Here is a 12,450-nt window from a genome sequence, read left to right on the forward strand (position 1 = left end):
GTTTATAATAAAAAATGGTGAAATATTTTTTAAACATCTTGAAGGGATGATTTAGATTGGCTAAACAACAAGTGGGCATTGTAGGAGTCGGAGTGATGGGGAGAAGTTTGGCATTGAATTTTGAAAGCAAGGGTTTCTCCGTGTCTATCTACGACCTATCAGCCGAGAAAGTAAACGAAATATTAGAGCAGCATAAAGATAAAAATATTACCGGAACCACAAACATCGGGGAATTTATCCAATCGCTGGAAACACCTCGGAAGATTTTGTTGATGGTGAATGCCGGTGTGATTACGGATAAGGCAATTGAATCACTCGTTCCACATTTGGAGCAAGGAGATATCCTTATTGATGGTGGGAACAGCTACTATCAGGATACGATTCGCAGGAATGCGGCGCTTGCGGACAAAGGGATTCTTTTCATTGGTGCCGGAGTTTCTGGAGGAGAAGAAGGGGCATTAACGGGTCCTTCCATCATGCCGAGCGGCCAAAAAGAAGCATACGAGCACGTAGGGCCGCTGCTTACAGCAATTTCTGCACAGGTAGATGGTGAGCCATGCTGTACATACATAGGACCAGATGGAGCGGGACACTTTGTCAAAATGGTACACAATGGCATCGAGTATGGGGATATCCAGCTTATTTGTGAAACTTACCATCTTATGAAATCAATGCTGGGCTTGTCCGCAAAAGAACTTCATGAAGTTTTTCATGAATGGAACCAAGGAGAGCTAGACAGCTACCTTATCGAAATTACTGCGGATATTTTTACAAAAATCGACCCTGACACCGGCAAGCCCTTAGTTGACGTCATTCTTGATACGGCCGGACAAAAGGGAACGGGGAAATGGACCAGTCAATGTGCGCTTGAATTAGGTGTGCCACTATCCACGATTACTGAATCGGTCTTTGCGCGGTTTATCTCAGCAATGAAGGATGAACGTATGAAAGCCAGTAAAATTTTAAGTGGGCCGCGCGACAATAAGTTTATTGGAAACAAGCAGGATTTTATTGAGCATATCAGAAAAACTTTATATTTTAGTAAAATCATTTCCTATGCACAAGGGTTCAGTCAATATCAATCTGCCTCCAAGGAGTATAAATGGGACCTGAAGCCAGGTGAAATTGCAAAGATTTTCCGGGGAGGCTGCATTATTCGAGCGGCATTTCTGCAAAATATCATGGATGCTTATGACCGCGATCCGCATTTGGAAAATTTATTGTTGGATTCTTATTTTCAGTCGGTTACCGCTGATTATCAAGAGTCTGCTAGGGAAGTGGTGGCAACTGCCGTAAAGATAGGAATTCCAGTTCCAGGGTTGTCAAGTGCCGTTGCCTACTATGATAGCTACCGTTCAGCAGTATTGCCTGCCAACCTGCTGCAGGCGCAAAGGGATTATTTTGGAGCCCACACCTATCAGCGAGTCGATAAGGAAGGAACCTTCCATACCGAATGGCTGGAAATCTAGAAAAACTCACAGTATCTCTGTGAGTTTTCTTGTATACTTAAATAAGATAAGTTGGAAGAATGGGGGATTATTGATGGGATTTTTGGATGGCTTAATGGGTAATGCTTCGGAAGTAAATGTTGCAGAAATTCAAAGGGAATTTGCAAAGGTGCTGGCGCCGAATGAACAAATTGAGAAGGCGTATAAGCTGATTCGCGACTTGTTCCTCTTTACAAACAAGCGCTTGATTTTAGTGGACAAGCAAGGTTTAACAGGAAAGAAAGTCGAGTATCATTCGATTCCTTATAAGAGTATTACTCATTTTAGCATTGAAACGGCCGGGAATTTTGATTTGGATGCAGAGTTAAAAATTTGGGTTTCCGGCAGCGCCCTGCCCTTGCAAAAACAATTTAACAAAAATTTAAATATCTATGAACTGCAAAGCGTACTGGCTGAATATGTACTAAAATAAATAAATCCTGACCCCTGCTGATTTACGTGTGGGGCCAGGATTTCTTTTATTTATCAAATGCTATTTTCAGCCGCTTCAATCCTTCGATTAAATCATCCATTGGGCAGGCGATGTTCATGCGGACGAAGCCTTCCCCGCCTGGTCCGTATTTTGGGCCGGGCTCGAGCGCCAGTTTTCCTTTTTGGAGGAGGCGCTGCCGAAGTTCCTTATCGCTAAGTCCAAGCTTTCGGCAATCCAGCCAAAGCAGATAGGTTCCTTCCGAGTCGATGCAAGTAATTTCAGGCAGATGCTCCTTAAGAAAGGAAATTGCGAAATCTTTATTACTCTGAAGATAATCAAGCAAATCCTCGAGCCAAGCCTCGCCTTCAAGATAGGCAGCTTCCATCCCGGTAATGCCAAAAGTATTCAGTGAAAAGGACCCCTGCCGCCTCATCGTTTCCTGGAATTGAGTACGCAAGGTCTCATTTTTGATTACAACAGCGGAAGCGTGCAGACCGGCAAGATTGAAAGTTTTGCTAGGGGCAATAAAAGTAATCACCTTTTCAGCTATTTCCTCATTCAGTGACGCAATCGGTATATGCTTATGCTTTTTATAGACGAGATCGGAATGTATTTCATCAGAAAGAATCAGGCAGTTATACTTTAAACAGAGGTCTGCCATTTTCTCCAGCTCTTCCTTGGTCCAAACTCTTCCTCCAGGGTTATGCGGACTGCACAGCAAAAAGAGCTTGCAGCCTTGCTTTAAAGCATTTTCAAAAGCGGTAAAGTCAATCCTGTACCTATCTTCATCAAGAATAAGCGGAGCATTGATAATCTTTCGGTTGTTTTTTTCTATCATATCGAAAAAAGGTGTATACACTGGTGATTGGAGCAGTACCTGATCGCCCTCTTCGGTAAACGTTTGGATAGCCGTGCTGATTGCCTGTACTACGCCGCCGCAATACAGAAGCCAATTCGGCTCAATACTCCACTGATGTCTTTTGAAAAGCCATTCTGCTATCGCTTTAGATGTGGAGGGAGGTACAAATGTATAGCCGAAAATACCGTGCTCCACCCGCTCCTTTATTGCCGTGATGACAGCCTGTGGCGGCTTGAAATCCATATCTGCAACCCACATCGGCCACAGGTCCTCTTCTCCAAAAAGCTGCTTTGTTGCCTCCCATTTAACTGAGGAGGTATTCCTCCGGTTAATTCTTTCATTAAATATTGACATCTTTGTCCCACCACCCGAAATATTTTTATAGTACCTATCTCTTATGATAAAATATTTTAAGCAAAATGGAAAAGTAATAGGAGATTTTTACGATGAGAAAAGAGATTCAAACAAATTTGAAGATCGTTGATTTATTGAATGAATGGAACCCATTTCAGTTGACAAACGCCAGTTATGAAACAGAGATTGCGGATGTGATTCAGGCTGTCCATGAATTAGATGAGCCTGCCAAGCTGGCAAGGAGAATTCAAGATATTTATGAATTTTCTTTTGAGAGAATCATTCCGTTGGAGAACTGCTTGAAAATGGCGGAAGAACTTTTAACCATTAAATCCAATGATTCATGTTCGCTCTAACAAAAAAAAGCGGACCAACTGTTAGGCGGTCCGCTCAAAAAGGGGGGAATACTAGAAAGCTTATGTTATCATAATTTCCACATTTTCCCCTTTATATACTAAATAAAATAAAAAAAGCGGAAATTTTTCCGCTTTTTTTCGTCATTCATTAACATATGGTTCTTTATGGTTTTTTAAAAGCTCTGCAGCCGGAATATCGAGAACAGTAGATAGTTTTAAAATCGTTTGAGAGCTTGGCATTTGTTCCCCTGACTCATAATTCTCAATCGTTTGAGTCCCTACTCTAACCTTTTGTGCAAGTTCCTCCTGGGTCATGTGGCGTCTTTCACGGGCCTCTTTAATAATATGACCGATTGAATTCATACTGTTCACCCCTATTTTTGGATAGTTTGCTGTCTATTATTATATCATGGTAACAATTCTTTTTTTTAATCTCATTGCAAAATAATGTTACGATATTCTGACAATTTGAAAATATTGAAGAATTTGTTTATTTTTTGGAAAATAGTTTTTGATTATGACTAACTGATGTGATATAATTTTATAATGCGTATAAGAGGGATATATAATTTATTTACTTAGGAGTGTTTTCATGTCAGGAAAAATTGAAACCGGTAGTATTATAACAGGTAAAGTAACAGGTATTCAACCATATGGAGCATTTGTTGCTTTGGACGGAAATACACAGGGTCTTGTTCATATTTCTGAAATCACGCACGGATATGTGAAGGATATAAACGACCATTTAAAAGTAGGCGACGAAATAAAGGTTAAAGTTTTGTCGGTGGATGAAGGGGCTGGGAAAATTGGCCTTTCCATCAAAGCTACAGAAGAAGCACCAGTTCAACAAGCGGCACGCCCTAAAAAGCCACGTAAGCGCCAGGCTGCAGCCATTATCCAAGAAGGCGATGGACAGCAAGGATTCAACACATTAAAAGAAAAGCTTCAGGAATGGATTGACCAATCTCAACGAGAAGAAATTAAAAAATAGTATTTTTAAAGCCTAGACTCAGCATATAACGGGTCTAGGCTTTATTTTTTCTGTTAACCGTCGCAATTGATTCTGTTAAAGAAGAATATAAAAATTTTTGTGAACAAATTCATTCTTTTATCGTGCTGGGCTACAATAAAGATGTATGTAACTAAATTGCCTGAAAACGGAGGATTCATAAATGCCTGCAAATATAAATTCGCAAGAAATTATTGAAAAAACCGAGAAGTATGGCGCTCATAATTATCATCCCCTGCCAATCGTGATTCATAAGGCCGAAGGAGTTTGGGTGGAAGACCCGGAAGGCAATAAATATATGGATATGCTAAGCGCCTATTCAGCGGTCAATCAAGGCCACCGCCACCCCAAAATTATTCAAGCTTTAAAGGAACAGGCGGATCGGGTAACGCTGACTTCCCGTGCTTTCCATAACGATCAGCTAGGACCTTGGTACGAAAAAATTTGTAAAATGACAAACAAAGAAATGGCTCTCCCGATGAATACCGGTGCTGAAGCAGTGGAAACTGCTGTAAAAGCAGCAAGGCGCTGGGGCTATGATGTCAAAAAGATTCCTGATAACCAAGCTGAAATCATCGGCTGCGTCGGAAACTTCCATGGCAGAACGCTGCTGGCAGTATCTTTGTCTTCTGACGACGAATACAAACGTGGTTTTGGCCCGATGCTTCCGGGGATTAAACTAGTTCCATACGGCGATATTGAGGCTTTAAAGTCGGCAATTACACCTAACACTGCGGCTTTCTTAATTGAACCAATTCAAGGTGAAGCGGGAATTATTATTCCCCCTGAAGGATATATCAAGGCAGCATATGACCTTTGTAAGGAAAATAATGTTCTGTTCATTGCCGACGAAATTCAAGCAGGCCTGGCACGGACAGGAAAGATGTTCGCCTGTGAATGGGAAGGCATTGAACCGGATATGTATATCCTCGGAAAAGCACTTGGCGGGGGCGTATTCCCAATCTCCTGCGTTGTGGCCAATAACGATATTTTAGGAGTCTTCAATCCGGGCTCACACGGGTCCACTTTTGGCGGAAATCCGATGGCATGCGCAGTATCAATCGCAGCACTCGACGTTCTTCAAGAAGAAAAACTTGCGGAAAGGTCATTGGAATTGGGAAAATATTTCGTTAAGAAACTAAGGGAAATCCAGAATCCAAAAATAAAAGAAATTCGCGGGCGAGGCCTGTTTATTGGTATGGAACTCTCTGAACCTGCTAGAAAATATTGCGAGCAATTAAAAGATGAGGGTCTTTTGTGTAAAGAAACCCATGACAACGTCATTCGCTATGCTCCACCGCTGGTCATTACAAAAGAAGAACTCGACTGGGCAATTGAACGAATTCAAAAGATATTAGGATAACGACTTTCATGCATGAAGGCAGCGGGGCCTTAGCCCTGCTAAACGTATGGGGATTTTTTGATATAGTAGGGGTGCAATGATGGGGAATACGGTTGGAGATGGAAAGGAAAAAGAGACATTAAGCCTGCTTACATCTACACAAATGGTCTTTCGCGAAGTATTAGATAAGCTTGGGTTTAAACCGGTGATGTTTGATTTGCTGTCTGAGCCAATGAAGTCGCTCATTGTGAGAATTCCAGTGAGGATGGATGATGGATCGACACAAATTTTTACAGGCTTCCGGGCCCAGCATAATGATGCCCTTGGGCCAACAATCGGGGGAATCCGATTTCATCCCCGCGTTTGTGAAGATGATATAAAGGCATTGGCAATTTGGATGAGTTTAAAATGCGGGATTGCCGGCCTCCCTTTCGGAGGAGGAAAAGGGGGAGTCCTTTGTAATCCAAGAACCATGTCAATGGGAGAACTTGAACGGTTAAGCCGCGGTTATGTACGGGCAATCAGCCAAATTGTCGGGCCGACAAAAGATATTCCGGCCCCGGATATTTACACGAATGCCCAGATTATGGCATGGATGCTTGATGAATATAGCAAGCTTAAACAGTATGGTTCAGCTGCATTCATTACTGGTAAGCCGCTCGTACTCGGGGGTTCAGAAGGCCGTGATATAGCCGGAGCATTGGGGGCAGCAATCTGCATTGAAGAAGCAGCCGAAAAACAGGGGTTAAGACTTAAGGGAGCCCGGGTCATCATTCAAGGGTTCGGCAATGCTGGAGGCTTTATTGCCAAGTTTCTGCATGAGGCAGGAGCAGATATTATCGGAATTTCGGATGTATATGGTGCCCTATATGAACCGGACGGCTTAAATATAGAGTACCTTCTTAAACGGCGTGACAGCTTTGGCACGATATCAACTCTTTTTGACGGTGCCATTACAAATGAAGAACTACTGGAGCAGGACTGTGATATATTGATACCTGCTGCTGTCTCCAATCAAATTACGGCAGAAAATGCACATGCCATAAAAGCAAGGATTGTGGCTGAAGTGGCAAACGGGCCAACGACCATTAAAGCAACCAGAATCCTTACTGAGCGTGGCATTTTTCTGGTGCCAGATGTTTTAACTGGGGCCGGGGGTGTAATTGTATCTTATTTTGAATGGGTTCAAAATAAACAAGGATACTATTGGGGCAGAGAGGAAATCCTGGATAAACTGCGAGAAAGAATTGTCCAATCTTTTACCACGGTCTATAACTTGTCGCAAAGTCGAAATATTAATATGCGTTTGGCTGCCTATATGACGGGAATCCAAAAAATGGCCGAGGCATCTATTTATAGAGGATGGGTTTAAATGAAGAAAGGAATGCCCGCCTGCAGGCGGGTATTCCTTTGTCTCCAGGGATATGTTGGGCGCCAACTTTGCAAAAAAACTTAATATCCTTAATAATAAAGAATGGAAGGGAGTGTTCAAAAAAATGGATAATTTTATTTTTCAAAATCCAACCAAATTAATTTTTGGGAAAGATCAGCTTCAACAACTAAAAGTAGAAGTTCCGCGCTATGGAAAAAAGGTCCTGCTAGTTTATGGGGGCGGAAGCATCAAGCGTACTGGTCTCTATGACAAGGTCGTGACAATTCTAAATGAAATTGGGGCAGAGGTATTTGAACTTCCTGGAGTAGAACCCAACCCACGTATTACAACGGCCCGAAAAGGGGTAGAAATCTGCAAAACAGAAGGAATAGACTTCATTTTGGCCGTAGGCGGCGGAAGTGTAATTGATTGTAGCAAATTAATTGCTGCCGGAGCGAAATATGACGGCGATGCCTGGGATATAGTCATTAAAAAGGCATTTGCTAAGGAAGCGCTTCCGTTCGGCACCGTGCTGACACTGGCCGCAACCGGTTCGGAAATGAATGCGGGTTCCGTCATCACAAATTGGGAAACAAATGAAAAATACGGCTGGGGAAGTGCAGTAACATTTCCGAAATTCTCTATTCTTGATCCAGTTCATACTTATTCCGTTCCAAAAAATCAAACCATATATGGGATTGTCGACATGATGTCCCACGTTCTTGAACATTATTTCCATCTTACTGAGGAAACGGATTTTCAGGATCGCATGTGCGAATCTCTGTTGATTACAGTTATGGAAACAGCACCAAAATTGCTGGAAGACCTTGAGAATTATGATCACCGGGCAACCATTCTTTATTGCGGCACCATGGCTTTAAACGGTATTTTAAATATGGGCTACCGCGGCGATTGGGCAACCCATAATTTAGAGCACGCAGTGTCGGCAGTTTATGACATTCCGCATGGCGGCGGCCTTGCGATTCTTTTCCCGCATTGGATGGAGCACAATCTTAAAGTCAAGCCTGAGCGTTTCAAGCAGCTTGCCGAACGGGTTCTTGGCGTTAATTGTGAAGGGAAAAGCGCTGAGGAAGCAGGCCTTGAAGGTATTCGGAAGCTGCGGGAGTACTGGAACAGTATCGGTGCCCCTACTCGTTTAGCTGATTATGACATCGATGAAAGCAAGCTTGACCTGATGGCAGACCGTGCGATGGCCAACGGGGAATTTGGCAGCTTTACAAAATTGAATAGAGAAGATTGCTTGGCGATTTATCGTGCAGCATTATAAGAAGAGTGGCTCGGGCATACTGCCCGGGCCTTTTTCTGCGGGCAAAACGCAAAAATAAAAGCAAAAGACGAAAAATGTCCAATTTTGTAAAAAAATCATCAAAATTGGGTACGCTTACAACAGGGGGCTTTTCTTGCTAATCCACCCCTTATTCGATAAAGTGATTTATGAAATATAAAATAATGGAGGATCATGCATGACACATGTTCGTTTTGATTACTCAAAAGCTCTCTCCTTCTTTGGAGAACATGAACTTACATACTTAAGGGATGCTGTTAAAGTTGCCCACCATTCCCTGCATGAAAAAACCGGAGCTGGCAGTGACTTTTTAGGGTGGATTGACCTGCCAACTAACTATGACAAAGAGGAATTTGCCCGGATCCAAAAGGCAGCTGAAAAAATAAAGACAGATTCCGATGTTCTGCTTGTTATCGGGATTGGCGGCTCTTATTTAGGAGCAAGAGCTGCAGTTGAAATGCTTCAGCACAGCTTTTACAATGCCCTGCCAAAAGACAAGCGGAAGACCCCGCAAATTATTTTTACGGGCAATAATATCAGCTCTTCTTATATACGGGATATTATGGACCTTCTAGAAAATAAGGATTTCTCGATTAACGTGATCTCCAAATCCGGAACAACCACAGAACCGGCGATTGCTTTCCGTATTTTCCGTAAACTACTCGAAGAAAAATACGGTGTTGATGAAGCCCGCAAGCGAATTTATGCAACAACCGATAAAGCGAGAGGAGCTTTGAAAACACTTTCGAATGAAGAAGGCTATGAAACCTTTGTCATTCCTGATGATGTCGGTGGCCGCTATTCCGTGTTAACAGCTGTCGGCTTGCTGCCAATCGCTGCGAGCGGAGCGGATATTGTGAAAATGATGGATGGGGCAGCGAAAGCTCAAGAGGACTATAGCCATTCAGAGCTCGAGGACAACCAGGCGTATCAATATGCTGCCGTCAGAAACGTTCTCTATAATAAAGGTAAAACCATTGAAATGCTGATAAATTATGAGCCAGGGCTGCAATATTTCTCAGAATGGTGGAAGCAGCTGTTCGGCGAAAGTGAAGGAAAAGACCAAAAGGGCATCTATCCTTCATCGGCTAATTTTTCAACGGATCTTCATTCACTTGGTCAATATGTGCAGGAAGGGCGCCGTGACCTATTTGAAACCATCATCAAGGTAGAAAATCCACGTCATGAGCTGACTATTGAGAAATTTGATAACGACCTTGATGGACTTAATTATTTAGCAGGTCAGACTGTGGATTTCGTTAATAATAAGGCATTTGAAGGAACAATGCTTGCCCATACCGATGGAGGCGTTCCGAATTTAATTGTATCGATTCCGGCAATGGATGAGTATACATTTGGCTATCTTGTCTATTTCTTTGAAAAGGCATGTGCCATGAGCGGTTACCTGCTTGGCGTCAACCCATTTGATCAGCCTGGTGTGGAAGCCTATAAAGTGAATATGTTCGCTCTTTTAGGCAAGCCTGGTTTTGAGGAGAAAAAGGCGGAACTGGAAAAGCGTTTGAAATAATTATAATTAGGAGTGCTGATTTAATCTTCAGCACTCTTTTTTAGCTAATAAGGACTAATAAAATTTTTCCAAATTTTATTAGTCCTTAACGCATAAATTCAACTACGCCTCTGTCTTCGTCCTATCGGACTTGCCAATCGGCGAGTTTTCATTTACTGAAATTTCTTCAAACGGGAATACTAACCTTAATGTTTAAAAGGGGTGATATGTTATGAAGGAATTGCCGTCTAAAGTTGAAGGAAAACAATTTGATTTGTATAAGCTTGAGCAAAAGTTAAAACCAATCGGCTATTCTATTGGCGGTAATTGGGACTATGACCATGGTTCCTTTGATTACAAAATAGATGATCAAGAAGGCTATCAGTTTTTAAGGCTGCCTTTTACAGCGATTGATGGCAGCCTCGACAAAAATGGCTGCACGGTCGAACTTGGCAGACCGTTTCTGCTTGCTCATCAATATGAAGCAGGGGTTGATGTGCAAGGAACTTCCGGCAACTTTTCCGGTTCCTTTAATCAGTTCCAAGAGCCAACCGACAAAGATGCCAGTCTTTCAGATCATGCCTTGAACGCAGGGCAATCACTTGTAGCGGAACTGGAATCCGTATTGTTAACAGATTAGGCTTTTTGCTTAATGGGAGAGGAGGAGGTGAAGGACTGCCTCTCTCCTTAACACCAAGAATTCATGTTCACAAAATCTTCACAAAATGAACTATTCTTTTGGAATTAAGGTACTTGTATATATCTAGGAAAACTTGTAAATTATGTTTAATACTATTGTTATATTATGAAATTGAGGGTTGGAGCATGATGATGAGCGAGAATTCTTTGTTATCCATTATTGAAAAAACGAGGCAGGAAATGATTGAATTAGCTCAACTTTATGGGTACTCCAATCCTAATGTAGTCCAATGCAGTCAGCTGCTGGACCAACTTTTAAATACATATGACAGGAATACTGTAAAACATTAATGCATGAAAAAGCCTTCCATTTGACGGAAGGCTCTGGCTGTCGGAAAACCTTCGATAGCCTTTTTTATTCTTTTTCTTTAATGATTCACCGCTGCTTTAATTAGGACCTTCAACTCACAATAAATAATTGGTGAATTTGCTAAGAAAAAGAGTCTAGGTAAAGTAATAATGAATTTTTTTCTATTGATCTATTTATCCTCCGGCAACCCACCTTTTCGTTTTCCTTTTGAAAAAGTTTGACCTTTTTAGTGAGCATTTAGTCAATGAAGGATAATAACAAAGATTAAATAATGCTAGTCAATAGGTTTTCATGACTGCAACTTGCCTATATGCATAAAGGAAGTAACCTACTTATTGAGTAGAAAAGCGTGTTGCAATATATTTGTTGATTTGCCTCCCTGTTGATTGGAGCGTAGGGCATCGACTCCTGCGGGATATAGAGGTCACTGGAGACCCCGCAGGCGCCATAGCGCCGAGGAGGCTCCAGGACCTCCCCGCGGAAAGCGAATGCCCGGAGCGGAAATCAACAGGCCCAGTAGCAGGGACAAAAAATAGATATTGATGTTTAGATTCTGAGAAGTAAAAATTGCCGAAAAAAAATACTCTTACCAGACAATCTAATCCTTCCAATTGACGGAAGGTTTTTTTAATGGAATAATTTCCAGCCAAAATGCAAAGTTTAAAAGAGAAATTGAACAAATTACAACCATATTTTTTGAGGTGCAAAAAGTGATGATGGAAACAAAAAAAGAGCGAAGATATATCATCTTTGCCTTGCTTGTTTTAGCAGTCTATCTTTCTCCGTTATTTATCCTTCAGGAAAATGCTCATATTCGGGTTCACGATAATTTGGACTCTAACATCGCCTGGTATAAGGTCTTGGCAAGGAGCGGCGAAATATTTGGCGGTGTTGAGGGGGCAGTTCCGCAAATTATTAATGGGCTCCTTTCAAGGAATGCCTTTGGAACGGAGTACAGTGTCATTGTTTGGCTTCATTCTTTGCTGCCAACGATGACGGCCTATGCGTTGAGTCAGGCTTTAACGAGAGTTACTGCATTTTTAGGGATGTATTTGCTGTTAAAAAATCATTTTCTTCCTGATGGGCGCTGGCTTTCATTAAACATTGCCGCGGCCCTGGCCTTTGCCCTGACGCCGTTTTGGCCATCTGGGATGTTGAGTACATTAGGGATGCCGCTTGCTCTGTGGGCGTTTTTAAATATCCGCAGCGGTGAAGGCTCTTTAAAGGATTATGCGGTGTTAACCTTCCTGCCTTTTTACGCCAGCATCGTTTTGGGTTTTTTCTTTTTTTTAAGTGCGATGGGAGTTTTTTGGCTGGTAGATTGTCTTCGTAAAAAGGACTGGAACCTTCGCTTCTTGTTTGCGATTGTTTATATGACATTTGTGTTTGCAGTCGTTGAGTATCGTTTAGTCTATT

Annotated in this window: 13 protein-coding genes; 11 read left to right on the forward strand and 2 right to left on the reverse strand. The window is 42.1% G+C overall.

Translation table 11 applies throughout. The features are described from left to right. The first annotated feature begins 56 nt into the window (after nt 1–56). On the forward strand, nt 57–1,469 hold the full coding sequence (gene gndA, locus KHB02_RS28055; RefSeq protein ID WP_213144365.1) for an NADP-dependent phosphogluconate dehydrogenase: 1,413 nt from the start codon (nt 57–59) through the stop codon (nt 1,467–1,469). A gap of 73 nt (nt 1,470–1,542) precedes the next feature. Further along, nucleotides 1,543–1,920: a PH domain-containing protein gene (locus tag KHB02_RS28060; RefSeq protein WP_213117877.1), complete on the forward strand. Its 378-nt coding sequence runs from the start codon at nt 1,543–1,545 to the stop codon at nt 1,918–1,920. A 46-nt stretch (nt 1,921–1,966) separates the two neighbouring features. Here the strand turns inward: KHB02_RS28060 and KHB02_RS28065 are convergent, their stop codons facing one another. Beyond that, nucleotides 1,967–3,133 carry a MalY/PatB family protein gene (locus KHB02_RS28065; RefSeq protein WP_213144366.1) on the reverse strand — a complete coding sequence of 389 codons (1,167 nt, stop codon included), beginning with the start codon at nt 3,131–3,133 and terminating at the stop codon, nt 1,967–1,969. A 92-nt stretch (nt 3,134–3,225) separates the two neighbouring features. Here KHB02_RS28065 and KHB02_RS28070 point away from each other — a divergent pair, with 92 nt between their 5' ends. Further along, entirely contained in the window at nt 3,226–3,489 is a 264-nt protein-coding gene (locus KHB02_RS28070; protein ID WP_213144367.1) for a DUF1871 family protein, read from the forward strand. A 141-nt stretch (nt 3,490–3,630) separates the two neighbouring features. Here the strand turns inward: KHB02_RS28070 and KHB02_RS28075 are convergent, their stop codons facing one another. Beyond that, nucleotides 3,631–3,852: a helix-turn-helix domain-containing protein gene (locus KHB02_RS28075; protein ID WP_213144368.1), complete on the reverse strand. Its 222-nt coding sequence runs from the start codon at nt 3,850–3,852 to the stop codon at nt 3,631–3,633. A 229-nt stretch (nt 3,853–4,081) separates the two neighbouring features. On the opposite strand from KHB02_RS28075, the gene yugI reads away from it, so the two are divergent. The 8 genes from yugI to KHB02_RS28115 form a co-directional block, all read left to right on the forward strand. Then, nucleotides 4,082–4,480 carry a S1 domain-containing post-transcriptional regulator GSP13 gene (yugI, locus tag KHB02_RS28080; protein ID WP_213144369.1) on the forward strand — a complete coding sequence of 133 codons (399 nt, stop codon included), beginning with the start codon at nt 4,082–4,084 and terminating at the stop codon, nt 4,478–4,480. A gap of 181 nt (nt 4,481–4,661) precedes the next feature. After that, nucleotides 4,662–5,861 carry an ornithine--oxo-acid transaminase gene (locus tag KHB02_RS28085; protein ID WP_213144370.1) on the forward strand — a complete coding sequence of 400 codons (1,200 nt, stop codon included), beginning with the start codon at nt 4,662–4,664 and terminating at the stop codon, nt 5,859–5,861. A 79-nt stretch (nt 5,862–5,940) separates the two neighbouring features. Further along, complete coding sequence (locus tag KHB02_RS28090) at nt 5,941–7,212, forward strand: Glu/Leu/Phe/Val family dehydrogenase (RefSeq protein ID WP_213144506.1); 1,272 nt, start codon at nt 5,941–5,943, stop codon at nt 7,210–7,212. A 124-nt stretch (nt 7,213–7,336) separates the two neighbouring features. Continuing rightward, nucleotides 7,337–8,500, forward strand: coding sequence for an iron-containing alcohol dehydrogenase (locus KHB02_RS28095; protein ID WP_213144371.1), 1,164 nt, complete (start codon nt 7,337–7,339; stop codon nt 8,498–8,500). 196 nt (nt 8,501–8,696) lie between these two features. Continuing rightward, nucleotides 8,697–10,046, forward strand: coding sequence for a glucose-6-phosphate isomerase (locus tag KHB02_RS28100; RefSeq protein WP_213144372.1), 1,350 nt, complete (start codon nt 8,697–8,699; stop codon nt 10,044–10,046). A gap of 211 nt (nt 10,047–10,257) precedes the next feature. Then, nucleotides 10,258–10,665 (forward strand): YugN-like family protein, encoded by a 408-nt coding sequence (locus tag KHB02_RS28105; protein WP_213144373.1) that lies wholly within the window; start codon nt 10,258–10,260, stop codon nt 10,663–10,665. 185 nt (nt 10,666–10,850) lie between these two features. Further along, the gene (locus tag KHB02_RS28110; RefSeq protein WP_241114154.1) at nt 10,851–11,015 is read left to right on the forward strand and encodes an aspartyl-phosphate phosphatase Spo0E family protein; all 165 of its coding nucleotides are present in this window, start codon (nt 10,851–10,853) and stop codon (nt 11,013–11,015) included. A 732-nt stretch (nt 11,016–11,747) separates the two neighbouring features. Beyond that, nucleotides 11,748–12,450, forward strand: a 703-nt coding sequence (locus tag KHB02_RS28115; protein WP_241114155.1) for a DUF6044 family protein, incomplete at its 3' end; no start/stop codon positions are given.

It is taken from the genome of Neobacillus citreus (assembly GCF_018343545.2).
Lineage (GTDB): Bacteria > Bacillota > Bacilli > Bacillales > Cytobacillaceae > Neobacillus > Neobacillus citreus.

Coding starts and splice junctions, on each gene's coding strand:
- KHB02_RS28060 (WP_213117877.1), top strand. CDS start 1,543: ATGGGATTTTTGGATGGCTTAATGGGTAATGCTTCGGAAGTAAATGTT.
- KHB02_RS28065 (WP_213144366.1), bottom strand. CDS start 3,133: ATGTCAATATTTAATGAAAGAATTAACCGGAGGAATACCTCCTCAGTT.
- KHB02_RS28070 (WP_213144367.1), top strand. CDS start 3,226: ATGAGAAAAGAGATTCAAACAAATTTGAAGATCGTTGATTTATTGAAT.
- KHB02_RS28075 (WP_213144368.1), bottom strand. CDS start 3,852: ATGAATTCAATCGGTCATATTATTAAAGAGGCCCGTGAAAGACGCCAC.
- yugI (WP_213144369.1), top strand. CDS start 4,082: ATGTCAGGAAAAATTGAAACCGGTAGTATTATAACAGGTAAAGTAACA.
- KHB02_RS28085 (WP_213144370.1), top strand. CDS start 4,662: ATGCCTGCAAATATAAATTCGCAAGAAATTATTGAAAAAACCGAGAAG.
- KHB02_RS28090 (WP_213144506.1), top strand. CDS start 5,941: ATGGGGAATACGGTTGGAGATGGAAAGGAAAAAGAGACATTAAGCCTG.
- KHB02_RS28095 (WP_213144371.1), top strand. CDS start 7,337: ATGGATAATTTTATTTTTCAAAATCCAACCAAATTAATTTTTGGGAAA.
- KHB02_RS28100 (WP_213144372.1), top strand. CDS start 8,697: ATGACACATGTTCGTTTTGATTACTCAAAAGCTCTCTCCTTCTTTGGA.
- KHB02_RS28105 (WP_213144373.1), top strand. CDS start 10,258: ATGAAGGAATTGCCGTCTAAAGTTGAAGGAAAACAATTTGATTTGTAT.
- KHB02_RS28110 (WP_241114154.1), top strand. CDS start 10,851: ATGATGATGAGCGAGAATTCTTTGTTATCCATTATTGAAAAAACGAGG.